Annotated in this window: 12 protein-coding genes and 4 pseudogenes; 2 read left to right on the plus strand and 14 right to left on the minus strand. The window is 53.4% G+C overall.

All coding sequences use genetic code 11. The features are described 5' to 3' along the window. The 10 genes and pseudogenes from TAMC210_RS10665 to TAMC210_RS10705 form a co-directional block, all read right to left on the minus strand. Positions 1 to 183: a hypothetical protein gene (locus TAMC210_RS10665; protein ID WP_173298799.1), complete on the minus strand. Its 183-nt coding sequence runs from the start codon at positions 181 to 183 to the stop codon at positions 1 to 3. A gap of 731 nt (positions 184 to 914) precedes the next feature. Then, positions 915 to 1,556, minus strand: a complete 642-nt coding sequence (locus TAMC210_RS10670; protein WP_173298800.1) for a DUF1638 domain-containing protein — start codon at positions 1,554 to 1,556, stop codon at positions 915 to 917. Between the two features lie 72 nt (positions 1,557 to 1,628). Continuing rightward, a complete protein-coding gene (locus tag TAMC210_RS10675; protein ID WP_173298801.1) occupies positions 1,629 to 2,147 on the minus strand; it encodes a uroporphyrinogen decarboxylase family protein in 519 nt (172 codons plus the stop codon). Positions 2,148 to 2,444: 297 nt separating this feature from the next. After that, positions 2,445 to 3,703 (minus strand): annotated as a pseudogene (gene ltrA, locus TAMC210_RS10680) (group II intron reverse transcriptase/maturase). Positions 3,704 to 4,278: 575 nt separating this feature from the next. Next, complete coding sequence (locus TAMC210_RS13690; RefSeq protein WP_256366494.1) at positions 4,279 to 4,407, minus strand: hypothetical protein; 129 nt, start codon at positions 4,405 to 4,407, stop codon at positions 4,279 to 4,281. 36 nt (positions 4,408 to 4,443) lie between these two features. Continuing rightward, positions 4,444 to 5,361: a polysaccharide deacetylase family protein gene (locus tag TAMC210_RS10685; protein WP_173298802.1), complete on the minus strand. Its 918-nt coding sequence runs from the start codon at positions 5,359 to 5,361 to the stop codon at positions 4,444 to 4,446. A gap of 448 nt (positions 5,362 to 5,809) precedes the next feature. Next, complete coding sequence (ligD, locus tag TAMC210_RS10690; RefSeq protein ID WP_254388643.1) at positions 5,810 to 6,694, minus strand: non-homologous end-joining DNA ligase; 885 nt, start codon at positions 6,692 to 6,694, stop codon at positions 5,810 to 5,812. A 41-nt stretch (positions 6,695 to 6,735) separates the two neighbouring features. Then, complete coding sequence (locus tag TAMC210_RS10695) at positions 6,736 to 7,545, minus strand: Ku protein (RefSeq protein ID WP_173298804.1); 810 nt, start codon at positions 7,543 to 7,545, stop codon at positions 6,736 to 6,738. A 466-nt stretch (positions 7,546 to 8,011) separates the two neighbouring features. Then, positions 8,012 to 8,908, minus strand: a complete 897-nt coding sequence (gene ligD, locus TAMC210_RS10700; protein WP_173298805.1) for a non-homologous end-joining DNA ligase — start codon at positions 8,906 to 8,908, stop codon at positions 8,012 to 8,014. A 265-nt stretch (positions 8,909 to 9,173) separates the two neighbouring features. Next, positions 9,174 to 10,442: a stalk domain-containing protein gene (locus TAMC210_RS10705; protein ID WP_173298806.1), complete on the minus strand. Its 1,269-nt coding sequence runs from the start codon at positions 10,440 to 10,442 to the stop codon at positions 9,174 to 9,176. Positions 10,443 to 10,830: 388 nt separating this feature from the next. Here TAMC210_RS10705 and TAMC210_RS13970 point away from each other — a divergent pair, with 388 nt between their 5' ends. Further along, positions 10,831 to 11,268 (plus strand): DUF6951 family protein, encoded by a 438-nt coding sequence (locus TAMC210_RS13970; RefSeq protein ID WP_373996451.1) that lies wholly within the window; start codon positions 10,831 to 10,833, stop codon positions 11,266 to 11,268. Positions 11,269 to 11,372: 104 nt separating this feature from the next. Here the strand turns inward: TAMC210_RS13970 and TAMC210_RS10710 are convergent, their stop codons facing one another. The 4 genes and pseudogenes from TAMC210_RS10710 to TAMC210_RS13975 all read right to left on the minus strand — a co-directional run. Further along, positions 11,373 to 13,748, minus strand: a complete 2,376-nt coding sequence (locus TAMC210_RS10710; RefSeq protein WP_173298807.1) for a DMSO/selenate family reductase complex A subunit — start codon at positions 13,746 to 13,748, stop codon at positions 11,373 to 11,375. A gap of 103 nt (positions 13,749 to 13,851) precedes the next feature. Then, positions 13,852 to 15,177: a radical SAM protein gene (locus tag TAMC210_RS10715; RefSeq protein ID WP_173298808.1), complete on the minus strand. Its 1,326-nt coding sequence runs from the start codon at positions 15,175 to 15,177 to the stop codon at positions 13,852 to 13,854. Positions 15,178 to 15,664: 487 nt separating this feature from the next. Then, positions 15,665 to 16,047 (minus strand): annotated as a pseudogene (locus TAMC210_RS10720) (P-II family nitrogen regulator). Positions 16,048 to 16,086: 39 nt separating this feature from the next. Next, positions 16,087 to 17,214: pseudogene (locus tag TAMC210_RS13975) on the minus strand (ammonium transporter); the annotation flags it as partial. Here TAMC210_RS13975 and TAMC210_RS13980 point away from each other — a divergent pair. After that, positions 17,215 to 17,589 (plus strand): annotated as a pseudogene (locus tag TAMC210_RS13980) (sodium/proton-translocating pyrophosphatase); the annotation flags it as partial. Between the last annotated feature and the right edge of the window lie 18 nt (positions 17,590 to 17,607).

The following is a 17,607-nucleotide window of genomic DNA, read 5'->3' on the forward strand; positions in this document are numbered from 1 at the left end:
CTATTCCTCCAGTTTGGCCCAAATCATTTGTGCTGCAAGGTAGCGGAATGTCTCTAGTCTCTTATCGGCATCTGTAGCATCGCGGGGAAATTTGTTTTCTACCGTAATATCACCATATTTACGGGTATAAACAACGTGATCTCTTTCTTCTTTTATATTATACTGTGCTTGTAGATCGCCCACAACGCCACCCCCCTGTTTATAGGCTGCCAAAGAGGAATCAAAATATGCAAAATAAGAAAACCGGACCAAGAAAGCCTGGTTATTCCAATGAAGTAAACCTCCGCCGCGCTTATTTCGGCATCCTCTTCACATACGCTGCCTCTACAAAACGGTGGGCTTCATGAGGCTGGTACTATATTGCGGCCTGGTTGACAAAGGTCGAAGCACCAAAGGCTTTACCTGGCATGTGGGAGGGCGCCCCCGGGGCGCTTAACCTGCATTTAAAGGGAGGAGCACCTTTGGCGTCGCTCCTCCCACTAGAATCAGGAAGGCCTGCACGTGCAGGCCCTCCTGAGTGGTGCCCATATAAGCATAACGCCCGGCTGGTATCCACCGGGCAGTATCGGATAAGTGCGATTGCTGACTTCTTCTGCTATAAGATATTCAATTTGGCGAATTAAGTATTTAACTTCGTCAAACCAGGGAGCAACATCACTCTTGCCTCGAAGTTGACCAGGTCTGCATAGTCCGCCTTCCGCCGGGCGTCATAGAGCCTATCGGATAACACCGTCAGGCGGTTCCTCCGTTGCTTAAGCGAGCGCGGGGCACAAGTGGTAGTCGTCAACCCCATGAGGACCAGACTACGCCGAGGCACCAAGTATGTATCGCGCTGATTATACCAGCTCCCAAAGGCCGTAATAAACACACTCCACAGGCCTTGAAAGGTCCACTGGCAGAAGGGCTCACCATAGTTACCAATAGTTACCTGTTCTAAATTCTTCCGGATCTACCGCTCGACCCGGGAATACCTCTAGGAAATCCTCTCCATCTAATTGCAAATTTATGAGACGCTCTAGCCACCTTAAATCACCTTGCAATTCATCATAATGCAAATTACAGAAAGCAGCAAATGCCCGGGTATACTGCCGGTCCTCTACACCCTGGCTTTGCCCTGTATCGATGAAGGCCACGCGGGTATACCCTTTAAGCATCTCTTTTAAAATCCACCTGGCCGTCTCGCCTCCGTAAAGGGGAACACATCGCTGGTATTCTTTGTAGGGGTCGGAACCGAATTCTATCCAACCTCGGCTTAAATAATAAGCATTGCCCTTCTCTTTATCCCTTTCATGGGCCGCACGAGATCCTAAAAGCAACCCGATGCAGTCGTCAGCCTTAGGAATCACCAGACGACAGCGGCGGGTCTGCAAACCGGTTATACCATTGCCACATAAGCCATAACCAAGAATAATAGTACTATTAAATCCTTCTTTTTCCATTCGTTCGATATTTTCCTGCACCGTAACCCGGAGTAAATCCGGTGTCCGGTGTAAACCTTGCTTTAAAAAAGTAACTTCTTTTAAGTTTACCCCTAAGCTTTCTAGCTCGTAGCGCAAAACCTCGCAGGCAATAATATATCTTACTAGCTGCAAAAATAGAGCACCTCCGAAGCAAAACAGGGATCCTTTCTAGGCTCCCAGAAGCGTTCCCCACTCGTTTACCATCTCACCGATTCTTTTAATACGAGAAAATTTGGCGTTAGCCGGTACAGTATCGGCTACACCGAGGATAAACCGGTAACCTGGTGCTATCTCTTTAAAAAGCCTACGCATAAAGATCTCAAATTCTTCATCGGTCATACTCTCTTCCTCTAGCGCCACCGAAGGTACCCCACCAAAAATAGTCACTTTATCCTTAAAGGCTTTCTTGATCTCAGGAATTGTACATTTGGTCATAGGTTGAGGACATATGGCCTCCGCTATGTCCATCCCGCTTTCAGCTAAAAGGTTTAATAATCCCTGATTTTCCCCGTCACAATGGCACAAAAGAAGCTTACCTTTTTCATGAAGTAAACTGGATAGATTTTGAAGGTAAGGCATGATATATTTCTCGAAAAAGGGTGGATAAGTTAGCATTTCATCGAAATTAGCCCCCGAAAATACCACTTCTGCCGGAGAATCAGCTAAAATACGAAAATACGCTGTCAAGTGTCATCATAGGTCATCAGCTCACTTTTTTAGAGTTGTGACCAGGGGCGAAAGCCCCTGGTCAAAGGAACATTAATTTAACTCTAACGGATATTTCCCATATTTTTTCACAGCCCGGGCCAGGGCCCAAACATTCTCCACCTTCGCCTCCTTCTGTCTTTCCACTTCCTGCAGCCAGGCGTGAGTGGCAAACTCGAGCGCGAGGGAAACCACCTCCCATAATAATCGAGTAGGAGGGGGCGGCTAGCCCCCGTCCTCTCACACCACCGGACATGCGGGTCCGCATCCGGCGGTTCATCAAGCTTGACGAAGACAAGAATAGCGGTCGGTTAAGCTCATGAGGCCCTGGGACTGCCAATAGGCATTGCCCAGGGCTCTATTCATTGGCCCATGGGCCATCCGCCATGGCCCTTTGCGAGCATTGGCAAATTGATGTACTACCCACTCTGGTAGCCCCAGTGCACGCAGTTCGCGGTATCTTGTCCGTACTCGCTTCCACTGCTTCCAGAGACACATGCGTAGCCTCCTCCGCATCCAGCCTTCTATCTCCTCAAAGACGCTGGGCGTTTCGGCCAGGGCAAAGTATCCTATCCACCCGCCCAAGTAGGCGTTGAGACGCTCTATACGCTCGGCCATACTCACGGGTTTATTCCGGGCAGTTATCTCCCGAATTTTCCCTTTCACCCGCTCGATGGTCTGAGGCGCCAGGCGGATAAGAATTTCTCCTGTCTTGCGTTTGTGCATGCTGAACCCCAGGAATTTCAGTTTCCACGGTCGGTCTACCGCGCTCTTTTGCTCATTAATCTTGAGCTTCAACCGCTCCTGCAGGAAGTTGCGGATACTTGCCATGACCCTTTCTCCCGCTCGTTTGCTTTTGACGTAGATGTTGCAGTCGTCGGCGTAACGGACGAATTTGTGGCCCCTCTTTTCCAGTTCTTTGTCCAGGTCGTCCAGGAGGATGTTGGCCAGTAACGGGCTTAAAGGTCCACCCTGCGGCGTCCCTTCTGCCGTCTCTATGACTATTCCGTTTACCATGACGCCTGCCTGGAGATAACGGCGGATAAGGATGAGTACCCTCTTATCCGTTACTTTTCGGGCCACTCGGGCCATGAGTATGTCGTGGTTTACCCGGTCGAAGTATTTCTCGATGTCCAGGTCCACAGCCCATTCGTATCCTTCTTCTACGTACTGCCGCGCCTTCTTTACCGCGTCGTGGGCTCTCCTTCCGGGTCGAAACCCGAAACTGCCTTCTGAAAACTGCGGTTCGAAGATGGGCGTCAATACCTGCAGGAGGGCCTGCTGGATCAGGCGGTCCATCACTGTGGGTATCCCCAGCTTCCGTTTGCCTCCCCCGGGTTTCGGGATTTCGACCCGGCGCACGGGCTTTGGTCTGTAGGTTCCCGCGAGCAGTTCTCCCCGGATGCGCGGCCTTGTCAAACGCGTATTTGGTCCCGCAACCCTTCGGCCGGGATGCCGTCCACGCCGGGCGCGCCTCCGTTCCGCTCTACCCGCTTTAACGCGGCCAGCATGTTGCTCCTTTCCACCACCTGCTCCATCAGGCCGCTACCTTGGCCTCCGCGAGGTGACGTTCCGCTTTGTGCCGGAGAAGAACTCGGCCCTCCCGCGGTCCCCCGTGGCTTCACCACTTCCTCCCGCGGACAGGCCCCTTGCGGGGTTTTCTGCTGTCTTCGTCCTTCTCGCGAACGCATCGGTTTCACCTCTGACTTGATGTTCGGGCCTTCCCCTGGTGTTCATGACCCCCTGGGTACTATGCCCTCTGCTGACTCCTGCCGGTTCAGCCGTGCCTTCCGACACGGGTTGCCAGCTTTCCCTGGCTTATCCGGCAGGCCTCCCCGGGTAAGAGCGTTAACCTTCGCCCCGCGCCCGCCCCATCTACTCTACCGCCCCTTGGCAGCCTGGGATTTCGCTGTGTGTTGCCAGCTCATCCGAACGGTCTAGCCTCCTATGGGGTTCTTGTTCATCGGGCCGTGGCTTTGCCTCCGGCTTCCTTCGAATCCTACCTCGCGGTAGGCACCCTTGCCTTTGGCTAGCAGACTGTGCTGCCTCGCCTGCAGCGGACTTTCACCACCAAGTTAACGCCCATGCCGGGCGCACAACAAAAATCGCCCTCCTAATGGAGGGCTACTTCTTCGCCTACGGTTTCCACTGCATGTTCGTAATGCCTTATGGGTATATCGGCTATGGACCCCTCACCGTGGAAGGGCTCGTAGGTTTTAAGCTTTACTTCTTTGCCGTCCATGGTGCGCGTGCTGCCCTATGATCAAGACCGTCGCTTTTACAGGTCATTCAAAGAGCCAAAGGAGTAACCTCTGCTCTTTAATTCCTCTATTACCTCACCGAGCACCTCCGAGTTACTGCGGCTCACCGCATGGAGCAGGAGCACGGATCCGGGCACCGCGCCTGCCAGGATAGTCTTCTTGGCCAATTCCGGCTCCGGTTGGTTGTCGGTCAGCCAATCGCGATAGGCAAAGCTCCACAAGACCGCGCGGTAGCCGTGGTCGCCGGCCGTTTTCAAGACCACCTCACTTAAAACCCCCTGAGGTGGCCGGAAAAACTCGGTAGACGGTAATCCCAAAGCAGCCAGCAGGCCATCAACAGCCTTCAACTCGTGGAGAATTTCACTGGGGGAAAGTTGACTCAGGTCGGGATGCGACTCGGTATGATTGCCGATGAGGTGACCTTCGGAGGCTATCCTCTTTACCAGCTGGGGCTGGTTCTTCACGAAGCTACCGGTGACGAAAAAGGCTGCTTTGACGCCTTGCTGTTGTAGGGTATCCAGAATCTTGGGGGTAAAGCCGGCTTCATACCCCAGGTCGAAAGTCAAATAAACCGTCTTCTGAGGCGGCCCGACAAAAATACCTTCATACTCGGCCAGGAGCTGTTCTATTTCCGGGGCTGTATTCACCCTGCCGGCCTTAAGCTGGTACCAGAAGCTGAGGGACTTAGCAGACACGTTGTCCTGCCCAGGTGTCTCCACTGGCCTTGGCGGCTCATCCTCTTCTTCCTCCGATTCCTTAATCTCCTCTTCTTCTGGGAGATCAATCTCTTCTTCTTCCTCCTTGACTTCCTCTATAACCTCTGGAGGGTGTCCTTCGCTTATTGGCGGATTATTTTGGACAGGAGGAATATAAGAACAAGCAGCAAGGAGACTAGCAAGTACGGCCGAGAATAAAAACAATAAGACCCTTTTCATGACAAAATACCCCCATGCTGGCAGTATCTTCTGCATAGATCGACATTCGTGAGCACTTTAACTCTAACATATTTGCATAAGGGGATCTGCAGGAATTATCACCCATGGTTCCGGCGCCGCCTGCCGGAGAAGAGCTCCGTATGTTCAATAGCCTCTGTTGCATAAGGGGCGACTAGAAGGGCGGCCCTACGGGACAGCCCCAGGGCCGTTAAAGGCGAGACGATCATTTAGGCATAATGAAGAGAGCAAAAGCAGTAAAAAAGGGAGGAGGTCTAGGGCCGCAGGGGGACACCTTTTCTAAGGGGCATTCCCTTGGGCCAAACCCGGTTCAAGAAGGAAAAACCGGGATTACCCTCCCGGTACCGCTGCCGTTCATCCTTGCCAGGCAGATAGAAAGATTTATATGGTTACCTTTTCCCTTCGCCCGAAACCCGGCCCAGAAGAAAAACTAGCATAATCCCCGATAGCTGGGATGGCGGAGGCGGCCCTCCGGCGTCTCCTCCAGATACTCCACTTTGCACACCAGACGGGGTTCCACCCACCGGACCCCCCTGATACCCGCCAGCCCTTCTACCTGATGGGGCAGAAGCGAGGGCAGTTTTTCCAGCTCCGCCAGGAGATGCCTCTCTTCCTCCCGGTCGAAGCCGGTGCCCACCTTTCCCCGGTACACCAGCCGGCCATCCAGGTATTCACCCAGCAGAAGGGCACCCAACTCGCGGCGGCCGGTCCCCGGCTGGTACCCCAGAATGAGGAATTGCCCCTCCCGGGTACGCCTGAACTTTCGCCAGTAACTAGAGCGACGGCCCGGAAGGTAAGGGCTCCCCTTCTCCTTGGCCATAACCCCTTCCAAACCCTGCTCGAGGCAGGACTCGAAAAACCTGGTCCCATAGGTGCTGATAAAGCCGGATATTATGAGGTTATCCGTAGGCCGCACCGCTTCCTGAAGCCAGCCTTTGCGCACCTCCAAGGGCCTGGCCATAACATCTTGACCGCGGTAATACAGAACATCGAAGACCACCAACAGGGCGGGCGCCCGCGCGGCCGCCCTGCGCACCTTCCACTCGTCAATTAGATTTCCCCGAGCCTTAAGGAAATTAAAGGAAGGGCGACCCGTATCGTCCAAAACTATTATTTCTCCGTCCAGTACCAACGGCTGACCCTTAACTGAATGGTGAAAGTAGGACAGATCCGGGAAGGAACGGGTGAGATCCTGCAGGTTGCGTGATTGAAGGATGGTTTTCCCGTCAATATAAGCCAGACAGCGGTAGCCGTCCCACTTTATTTCATATATAAAGTCGGGCGAGTCAAAGGGTTCGCTGGATACGGCCAGCATGGGCCGGAGCCTGTAAAGCGGCAGCCCTGTATGGCCCGGTGTCATGAGGTCTTTCGCCGGCGCCGGGCACCGGCCTTTTCCTCTTTTTGCACCATCTCAATACTGGCTTTAAGGGCCTCCATAAGGTCCACCACTTTGTGGGCCTCGGGCCGGGCCGGGACCTCCACCTCTTGCCCTGCTATCTTAGCCTCTACCAACTTTCTCAGAGCCTGGCGGTACTCGTCGGTGTACTTTTCCGGCCGGAATTCCGCCGTCAGGGTGTTAATCAGGGTAACCGCCATTTCGACCTCTTTGGTCTCCAGGCGCACCTCATATTTAAGCTCCGCGAGTTCCCCTACCGAACGCAGTTCTTCGGGGTAGATCATGGTATTCAGCATAAGGCTCTTATCATACACCCTTACGGCGGCCAGGGAGGTTTTATTTCTTAAGGCGACCTTGGCAATGCCTATTTTCCCCGTCGCCTTTAGAGCCTCCCACAGTAAGGCATAGGCCTTTTGCCCCCCGTCGGCGGGTGTCAGGTAATAAGAGCGGTCAAAGTAGACAGGGTCTATCTCCCGGAGGTCCACGAAGTCGAGGAGGTTAATAGTTCTGGTAGCTTCCCGGGGCAGATCTTCCAGGTCTTCTTCCCGCAAAACAACGTACTTCCCCTTTTCGTACTCATATCCCCGCACAATCTCCTCCAGGGGCACCTCTACCTGGCAGTAAGGGCAGTACCTCCGGTATCTGATAGGGGTTTTGCACTTGGCGTGCAGGTAGTTAAACTTTACACCGTTGCTTTCGGTAGCCCTGTACAGCTTTACCGGTATGTAAACCAGGCCGAAGCTTATAGCTCCCTTCCAGAGCGGACGCACACCCTTCACTCCAACCCTTATTCCCGGACACCCCGGTTTTTTCAAATGTAGTATGTCTCCCCATACCCCCTGTAATACCTGCCGCCGGCTCCGGGGACCTCGGGCGGAAACCGCCCTGCCGCTCCGTTAACCGCTGCTCAAAGTTTCCACCCGCACCTAGGTAAACACCTGGCGCATCCCTACTTTTTAGCGGGGCGTGATTTAACTCCCGCTCGCCCCGTGAGCCTCGCGGACTAATACTTGTGCTCAATTTTCAGCCTCCGGCGGGGTCCCCGACTCATTTGGCTTCCGTACCTCAGGAGCTGGCCTCGCCGTCCATAGCCTCGGCCCCGCCTCCGTCCTCAATTTCGCAAAAGACTGCCTTCCGCTCAGGTCAAGTCGCTCGCTTACCTAAATCACCCTTATCAAAATAGTGGATACATCGAGGGTAAACACTTCATCCTTGCCAACGTGGAAAAGCCGCTCTTCAAGGGGACACTAAAACCCGGGCCGCCTCCAGAAGGGAGGTAAGGTCGTTGCGGCCCTCGAGTAAACCCCGGTAAAGATCCCCCCGCTCCTGGAGGCGGCTGCAGATGGTGTGGATGTTAAAATCCTGGGGGACTATTCTCCCCTCTTCTACCTCCTCCCAGGTCAGTGGTGCGGACACCGGAGCCCCGGGCAGAGGCCGCAGGCTGTACGGAAAGGCCATGGAGCGGCCCCGGGCATTCTGTCTGTAGTCGAAATATACTTTACCCCTGCGCCTGGCTATTTCATGGGCAATGGTTACCTTGGCCGGATATATCTCGGCCATCATGCCGGCCAAAGCGCCCACGGCCGCCGTCACCTCGGAAAAAGTCCACCTGGGTGCCAGGGGAATAAAAACGTGAAGTCCCCTGGCTCCTGAAGTCTTGGGATAACCGGTAAGCCCCAATTCTTTCAGAACCCCGCGCAAAAGAACGGCCACTTCCAGGACATCCCGGAAAGTGGCTCCTTCTGCCGGGTCCAGGTCAATCACAGCTATATCGGGATACTCCAGGTGCTCCGCCCGGGAAAGCCAGGCATGGAGCTCGATGCACCCCAGGTTGGCCAGCCAGGCCAGGGTCTCCGGATTATTGCACAAAACATAGTTAACGCGCTTGCCGCTCTCGCGGTGGTGCACGGTTACGGTCTCCACCCAGGGCGGGGCACCGGCGGGGCATTCCCTCTGGTAAAAGGCCTGCCCCTTTATTCCGTCCGGGTATCGCTTCATTATCACCGGCCGACCCTTGAGGTAGGGAAGGACCACCGGAGCCAAATCGATATAGTGCTTTATAAGGTCAAATTTGGTCAACCCTTCTTCCGGCCAGAAAACCTTATCCAAATTGGTTAATTCTATTTCGTTCATAGCCTTGCCCCATCGACTTTTCTCTAGGGCGAATCTCCTCCAAGGTCCGCAGGCCTTTCTTCTGGCCGGTTGGCAACCCCAACCTAACCGGCTAAGCTTACATCCTTCCATTCAAGGTTAAGTATTTCCGCGCTACTACTTGGGATATTCGGCCGAACCTGGCGAAAGTAAATTAACCCTCTTATTCGGCGCCTAGAAAAACCGGCTGCCCCTCGGTAGCTTTAAAAAGAATAAACCCCGGTGTGCCGCCGGGGTTTATGTCGTCTTATCGGTTTGAGGACAGCGCTCTTAGCCAGTAATCCTGGATAATGCTCTGGCCGTAAGTGGTTCCCGGTACCGCCCAGCGGGCGTTGAGCTCTACCCATCTTTGCGCCGAGCCTCGCTGGACCAGATTGAACCGCGGGTCGTACAGGGTTTTCCCCGGAGGCAGGGGCTCCTTGGTAGCATAGGCATAGAGGTGCTGGATATGAGCCTCCACCCCGATGGCCGGGGACGCAAAGGTGGCGCCGTAAAGGCCGGGCTGCAGGCTGACGGCCGACGGGTCGGCCCCATTCAAGGACTCCTGTCCTGTTAGGGGCTGGCTGGTTGCCCACAGGCCGCAGTAGTTATTCTGAAAGGCCTTTACGCTACCCGTGAACTGGAAGTAGCGGGTCTCCTTGACCGCCTGGGCGAAGGCCAGGTCGCCCCGCACGCCGTATTGCTTGCCGATCTTGATATACAACTCTGGTAGTTCATCGGGGATAGGCAACATTTCCCGTCCCTCCCGCCGCATCATCTCAGCAATACGCGGCGTCTCCTTGGCCATCCAGGCCTTGAGGTCATCTGCCGTAAGTATCGGTTCGCCCATAATGGTCAGGTCGGCCGTCTTAATTACGGTTCCGCCCGGCAGTTTGATTTCGTGTTTATACGGGGCCAGGAGTTCCAGCATCTTTTTAAACTCCTGCACTTGGGCGGGACTAAAGGCCTCTTCCCCCATGGCAGGCAGTTCGGAGGAATTCACAACTCTGCCGTCCAGCAGGCGCAGGTTGGAGCGGTAAGCGGCCAGATCCTCCAGCAGCTTGAATGTAAGCGACTTTATTTCTACCACCCTCGTTGCCTGTACCCAATGTACCTCACAGCCCAGGGCCTCGCCCACCGCCCGCAGGGGAACCACCGTCCGGCCGGCGGCGGTTATCCGGGCCTTGCCGTAAGAAGGAGGAATATTAAGCGCTTCCCCGTTCACAACTATCTCCACATCTGTATTCTTACCGGTACGCGGCGGCACCGCATATGAGTTATCGTCCCCAGAGGTGATGACCACCTGTCTCGTATCCTGCCGCCATTCCACTAATGCGCCCAGTTTTTCGGCGATGATGCGCAGCGGGACGTAAGTACGGCCTCCCTCTATAAATGGCGCCTGGTCACCCGGCGGAATACTTACCTCCCTGTTATTAACATAAATACGCGCCGGCGCCGTCCCTGCCACCGCCGGAACGCTAGTTAACACCAAAATCCCCGTGCATAAAATACACGTAACCGCCTTTTTAAAAAACATCGTCGCTACAACCCCTTCCGGGGTTGTATATTCGACGAGAAAGCCTATAATTCCTCCGCTTAAGGAACCATCCCGCGAAAAAAAGACGTTCCAATCCAACCGATGCTATTACGTCATGTTAGACTTCTAAGCAGCAGGGGAAAATAAAGGCCAACCCTGGAATGCGCCTTGAGGTCGTAACCTAAACGCACCTTGCCATTAACTTATACTTAACCATCCTTCTCCGCCCCACCTAAAGTACATCTCCCTACCAAGTCCGTTTATTGAACATACGTATTATAAAGTAACACTTAAACGTCATGGGCTGGACCAAGACGTTTACTTGGGCAGGACGATATAAATTTCTCGAATATGGTTTCCTATACTGAATGCCGGGGGGTACAGGAAGATGGCTTATGCTAAGATAGATGCGGGCATTTGCGGTTTCATCACGGAAGTAGAAGTAACCGCCAGCGGTGTAACGCAGGCCGGGGTGAAAATCAGCAGCACCTGCCCTAATATCCAAAAAATAGCTGCTAAGCTCACCGAGGTTAATCCCCTAGAAGAGATTGGAAGCAAGAATGAACGCAGCCGTATTCGCGAACTTTTCCGGCGGTATAGCCCCCATGCAGCCTGTCCGGTCCCTTCCGGGGTGGGAAGTGGCCGCGGGTCTCGCCCTACCCCGGGACGTCCACATTCACGTATCCCACTTATTATACGGGCTTTTTTGAGGCCGGGACGATCCGGTTCACGGTATACGCCTTGCCGTGTTGACCTCAATAGTAAGAAAAACGTCCCTGCCCGGCACCCAAGTACCGGGCAGGGATTTTCTTGGGCTCTGGGCTAACACATTATCGCCCGGGACGGAATATACTAATATACCGTCGCCCCCTCTCCTTCTTTTCCCGGGGCTTGCCTACCCTTGTTCCCTTAGCCCTTTTTTCACCATCCCTAAGCTTTGACAACCTCTACCAGGTTGGTGTGCTGGGGATTGCCGAAGGCTAGGGGACTGGGATGGTACTTGGTAATGACATTGGCACAGCCCCGTTGATCGATGCCGTCGGCATCAGGCGTCCACCAGGCGCCCTGGGGTACGGAAACCACCCCCGGCATAATCCGCGGGGTAACCTTGGCGCAGATGATCATAGCTCCCCGGTCATTGAACACCTTTACTTTGTCCCCATCTTTTATACCCCGGACCTCAGCATCTATCGGGTTAATCCATACCACCTGGGGAGCCGCTTCCTCCAGCCACGGCACGTTGTCAAAAGTTGAATGAGAGCGGCGGCGATAATGGGGAGTGATACACTGCAGGGGATATTTCTCCCGCAGGGGATCCTGGGGTCCCTCCCAGGAAGGAATATATTTCGGTACAGCCGGTATCTCCTCGGGATTGTTCATTTTCCATAGACGTTCGGAGAAAATCTCAATCTTGCCCGACGGTGTGGGGAAGGGATTGTTGTCGGGATCTTCTATCTGCTCTTTGAAGGCAATGGCCGGTTCCGGATATTGCCACCGATAATAACCCTTTTGTTTGAACTCTTCGTAGGTGGGAAACTCCGGATGGTTTTTCCGGGTTGCGTCCACGATATAGCGCAACCAGTCTTCCAGTGTCTTCCCTTCGGTGAACTGCTCCCTAATGCCCAGCTTCTCGGCCAGATCGCTAATCCAGTCATAACCGTTGCGGCACTCGAAAACCGTATCCACTGCTTTGTTTATAAAAAGGACATAGTCTCCGAACCCCCATGGGGTTACTATGTCATCCCTTTCCATGGGATTATCTGCCGGTAGGAGGACATCGGCAAACTTGGCGCTGGGGGTCATGAAATGTTCGCTAACCACAATCAACTCCACGAGGCTTTCATCCTGGAGCAGTTTGGCAGTACCGTTGCAGTCAGAATGCTGGTTGATTAACGTATTGCCGGCCAGATTAAAGATTATCTTAATGTTCGCCGATAATTGCTCTACCCCTTGGACCCCGTCCTTGGCCCCCATACCCTTGCCCCGCTTAATGGCGTCCGGCCAGATAAAGCAGGAAATGCTGGCCTTGCACGGATTGTTTACTGGAATGCTGCCGACCTTCTGCCCCCGCGCCTGGTAGCCGGCGCCCGAGGCCCAGCCGCCGCTAATACCGACGTTGCCCGTCATGGCCGCCAGGACGGTACCTCCGCGGACGAACTGTTCTCCATAGGCCTGCCGCTGGGGGCCCCAACCCTGAATGAGAGCAGCCGGTTTCATGGTGGCGTACTCCCGCGCCAGCTGGATAATCTTCTCTTTGGGCACCCCAGTGATGGCCTCAGCCCATTCCGGTGTCTTGGGCGTTTTATCTTCGCCCAGCCCTAAGACATAGCTCTTATAGGAGTTGCCCGGAGGTATTCCCGGCGGCATGTGCTCCTCGTCGAAACCGAGGCAGTATTTGTCCAGGAAAGCCTGATCGTGCAGGTTTTCCGTTATCATTACGTAGGCCATGGCATCCATAAGGGCGTTATCCGTAGTGGGCCGGATAGGGATCCACTCGTCGGCCAGGTTAATGGCCGTGTCGGTATAGCGCGGGTCGATAACAATTATCTTGGCACCGGCATCCTTGGCCCGCCGTAGGTAATAGATGGTGTTGGTGCCGTGAATAGTTTCAGCGGGATTCCAGCCCCAAAGGATAATCAACTTGGAATTGACCCAGTCTTCCCGGCTGTTGCCTGTACTGATGGTGCCGTAGGTGTAAGGTGTCGCCATCTGCGTCTGGGCGGTACTATAGGTACCGTAGTAATTTAGATAACCACCGTACAGGCCCAGGAGGCGCTGCATCCACACCCTTTCTGCCGTTTTCCCGGCGTTACCAGAAGCATAGTGTATATATATGGCTTCCGGTCCATACTCCTGCATGACACGTTTGATATGTTCAGCAATGATAGTGAGGGCCTCATCCCAGCTAATGCGCTCAAATTTTCCCTCCCCCCGTTTGCCGACCCGCTTCATGGGATATTTCAGGCGATCGGGATGGTACAAACGGTTGCGGTAGGACCGACACCGGAGGCAGGCGCGCAGCTGCGGCAGGTCTTCGGTGTCTGGAGCATCGTCGGTGGTAATTCGTACGATCACGCCGTCTTTGACATGGGCTTTGACGATGCAACGGCCGCCGCAGTTATGGGCGCCGGAAGTTGGAACAATTTTTACGCCGTCATCCCCGGTTGCCGCATTAGCATTTGCACCCGCCCTTTTCCCCAGGGGCATGGTCAGCAGGGCAGCCGCTCCACCGGCGGCAGCGGCGCTCAAGGCTAAGAATTTACGCCTGGAAATAGTTTTGGGCCAGAATTTGGTTTCCTCCGCCATGACGTGCGCCTCCTTATTGTAAGATTCTTAACAACCGAGGGCAATCACCCAGACCTCTTGCCCTCCCAACGGTTTCCTGACTACCCCCTTCCCCGAAACCGGGCTAAACATCGGCTGCCGGATCAAATATCTCCGGCCAGGTCAACTGGATCTTTAATTCGCGTAAGTAGCTGCCATCCTCGCGCTCCTCCATGACGCTAGTGGATATGCCTACTTCCACTTCCAGGCCTTTTAGCTCTTTAACCTGGTTTACATGAAACTCCAGAAATTGGAATGTCTTGTTGAGGTTATACCAGCGATAGTTCCTCTTCTTGAATACCCTCAGGACCCGCGGGATGTCGCCGCCGAACACTTTGGCCGACTTAATAAAGTAATCACGGGGAGAAAAATGGAGAAAGGGCGCTGCCCCGTGGCCGTAGTTTTGCCGGTAGATCTGGCTGGTATTTTTATTTTCTAAAGAGCAATAGTGGATACCGATTTTTAGCCCCTGTTCGAGGGCAAAATCCATCAGTTCCAAACAGTCCAGCTCGCTCCCGGCCACCGGGAGTCCTCCGCCGTACCAGTAGTTGTAAAGCACCCGGTAAGGAGGATTCTTAATCTTGTACCCCTTTTCCCTGTAAACGTCGGCATTGTTAAATGGGTAGCAGAATTCCAGAAGGTTAATCCCAAAAATGTTTAGTCGTTCCAGCTCCAATAATATCCCTTGCATCTCGGGTACGGTTCCGGGCAGAACCGGCATTTCCACCATTACCCGAGGGATATAATCCCGCGCCAGGGCTATATGCTTGAAGGTGCGCTGCCGCACCCCCTCTGGGTCGTGGAGCCTTATGCTAAAACGAATTTCATCCAGGCCGGCCCCTTGCAGGGCTGCCAGCATGTGGCGGTCGGCCAGGTCTCCAGCCGTATATAGGCGGGTATAAACACCGGGAAATTTTTCTTTGGCAGCGCGGAAAAAGGCCAGCATTTCTGCCGGGTGGAGAAGGGGCTCTCCTCCCGTTAACGCCAGGTGGGTTATTTCCTGCCCGGCCCTTTGTAAGTAATCTAGTTCCCGGAGACAGTCCCTTTTATTTTGGCTGTAATAGTCGTAGTTCTCCTGGTTGGGATTAAAGCAGAAGAAACAGCGGCGGTGACACTGCAGGGAAAGGAATAAGGTGAGGCTTCCCACACCCTTCCGGCAGGCCAGGCAAGCAGGTGAGATGCGGTTTATATACAGGCTCTTAGCATCGTTCCGAACTACTACACCCTTACGGCGCAGGTTCTCTATCCGATTCTTGGTTTCTTCTTGCCAGTTGTCCTCGGCTATTTCTATACCGGTCCGTCGGACTTGGTGCAAAAAATCTTCATATATCTGAAGGTATGTTCCGGCATACTTGGCTAGGACCGGATTTCTAATCCGGGGGAGAGTTTCCGGGCAGATATCAATGATCACTCTCGCCACCCCTGCTACCGGCTGCGGTCAAGGCCGTCCGCCCCCAGGCGGATTGGCCGGTTAAATGGAGAGCGGAAGGTGGGAAAACCGTAGATAAGATAGGCCCATCCACACCAGAGCGCTGGTTTGGCCGGCCTCTGTTTTAGGAATATCCTAGCATTCACATTTTTGTAGATTCCACGTTGGCGCTTCCCTTCCCTTTATCTAACGCAACAAACCTAACCCCTGGCTTTTTATATTAGCGTACAAAAATACCGTTACTAACCAGCCGCCATAACTGGCCGTATCAGGGGTTAGGAAGAACAGGCTTTCTCGCAACCGTGGCCGGTCACATATGTTGCTACCTGCTGCAAATGAGATGAAAGAGATCATAATGTTAGTGGGTATTCATTTAAGGAAAGGAGGGTACGCCTCCCCCCATGTCGCAAGTTTAAAGGGGGGAGGCGTTAGGACGCAAAGTAGAGATTGACTTCTTAAAGGCGGGTCATTACCTTAATGGCACCGATTTCTTTGGCCCCAAATGGGCCAAGTTATTATCTAAATGGCTTGTTCGTTCACCGGTGCGGATTCGGATGGCATCTTCGACGCGATAAACAAATATTTTCCCATCACCTATGTGTCCTGTCTTAGCATTTTCTATTAAAATGTTCAAGGCTTCTTCCACGTACTGTTCCGGTAATACTATCTAAAGTTTAACCTTAGGGAGGAGGTCTATAGTATAAACGCTGCCTCGATAAACTTCTGTTTTACCTTTCTGCAGCCCGCAGCCAATAACATGGGTTACAGTCATCCCCCGATTCCAAACCGTCCAAGAGCCTTTTTAACTTTTTCCAGCCTTTCAGGACGAATTACAGCCTCAATCTTCCACATAAACTCTCCTTTTCTTTTTTAAAGTTTTAAGATATGCCCTTACCTACCCCCTGCTGCCACGCGGCCTTCGTTTCCGTTGACAAACCGCAACGCTGCTGTGGACATATCTGGATAGGCGTCCTCTCCGTGCTGTGAGAGATCCAAACCTACTTCTTCCTCTTCAGTGCTGGCCCTTAAAGGCGTAAGCAACCCCACTACTTTAAGGATTACAAAAGTAGCTGCAGCGACAAAGACCCAAGCCGCAAGAACCGCTATTAACTGCGTTAATAATAGGGGGAGGGATTACCATAAAACAGCCCGTTGTTACCTGCCGGATTTACAGCTTGCGAGGCAAACAGACCGGTGGCCAGGGACCCCCACGTACCTCCTATACCATGACAACCAAAGACGTCGAGGGCATCATCATAACCGATTCTTCTCTTTAGAATGCTCACGGCAAGGCAACACAGTATTCCGGCTATTAGGCCGATAATTATAGAGGCCAAGGGTGTTACGTAACCCGCGGCAGGGGTAATGGCTACCAACCCTCCAACAGCACCACTTGCTGCTCCCAATACGGTCGGTTTTCCATGAAGCATCCACTCGGTAAATATTCAACCCAGGACAGCCGCTCCTGCTGCCGTATTGGTAGTAATGAAGGCACTGACCGCTAGTTCAGACGCTCCCAAAGCACTACCGGCATTGAAGCCAAACCACCCAAACCATAAAAGGGCCGTTCCCATAACTGTCATAGGTAAATTATGGGGAGGCATGGGAAGCTTGCCATAGTCCATTCTGGGACCTAAAACCAGAGCGCCCACTAGACCGGCCACACCAGCGCTGATATGCACCACCGTGCCTCCTGCAAAGTCCAGAGCCCCCTAGATTGCGCAACCACCCATTTACGGCCCATACCCAATGGGCTAAAGGATCATAAACAAAAGTTGCCCAAAGCAGAACGAACAAGAGATAAGCGGGAAAGCGCATTCTTTCAACAATAGCTCTAGATATTAAAGCTGGTGTAATTATGGCAAACATTAACTGAAAGGCAGCAAATACTTGATGGGGAATGCCAGACGCGTAGTCGGGATTAGGAGTTAGTCCTACCTGGCGAAACCATATCCAACTAAGATTTCCTATAATGTTACCTACGTCTGGGCCAAAGGCCAAGGAATAACCCATAAGTATCCTGGTCTTATGGAAGGCAAAGCCAGGCCCAGTATGGGAACTGCGCAGACATAGTGACCCGTGGGGCCTTAAAGGAAATGGTATTGTCAGGTATGGTAGTAGTGGTAACTCCCATGCTTGTAGGCTTGATTCTGAAGGCGGAAGCCGCGGCGGCCTTCCTTATGATACTTCCTTAACAACGGGGGCGGTGCGTGGGATAACGCCAAGAAATTCATTGAATTAGGCAATTATGGAGGTAAAGGTTCCGAGGCCCATAAGGCCGGGGTGGTAGATGATACAGGGGGAGACCCGTAAGGATCGGCAGGGCCTTCCTTACAGGTTCTTGTTAAGCTCATCAGTCCTATAACCTTAGTGTTAGCTAGGCTTTTCGTGTAATGACTTGGAAAGAGACTT

Origin of the sequence: Thermanaeromonas sp. C210 (assembly GCF_013167955.1) — a bacterium.
Lineage (GTDB): Bacteria > Bacillota > DSM-521 > Neomoorellales > Neomoorellaceae > UBA12545.

Coding starts and splice junctions, on each gene's coding strand:
- TAMC210_RS13690 (WP_256366494.1), bottom strand. CDS start 4,407: ATGGACGGCAAAGAAGTAAAGCTTAAAACCTACGAGCCCTTCCACGGT.
- TAMC210_RS10685 (WP_173298802.1), bottom strand. CDS start 5,361: ATGAAAAGGGTCTTATTGTTTTTATTCTCGGCCGTACTTGCTAGTCTC.
- ligD (WP_254388643.1), bottom strand. CDS start 6,694: ATGCTGGCCGTATCCAGCGAACCCTTTGACTCGCCCGACTTTATATAT.
- ligD (WP_173298805.1), bottom strand. CDS start 8,908: ATGAACGAAATAGAATTAACCAATTTGGATAAGGTTTTCTGGCCGGAA.
- TAMC210_RS10705 (WP_173298806.1), bottom strand. CDS start 10,442: ATGTTTTTTAAAAAGGCGGTTACGTGTATTTTATGCACGGGGATTTTG.
- TAMC210_RS13970 (WP_373996451.1), top strand. CDS start 10,831: ATGGCTTATGCTAAGATAGATGCGGGCATTTGCGGTTTCATCACGGAA.
- TAMC210_RS10710 (WP_173298807.1), bottom strand. CDS start 13,748: ATGGCGGAGGAAACCAAATTCTGGCCCAAAACTATTTCCAGGCGTAAA.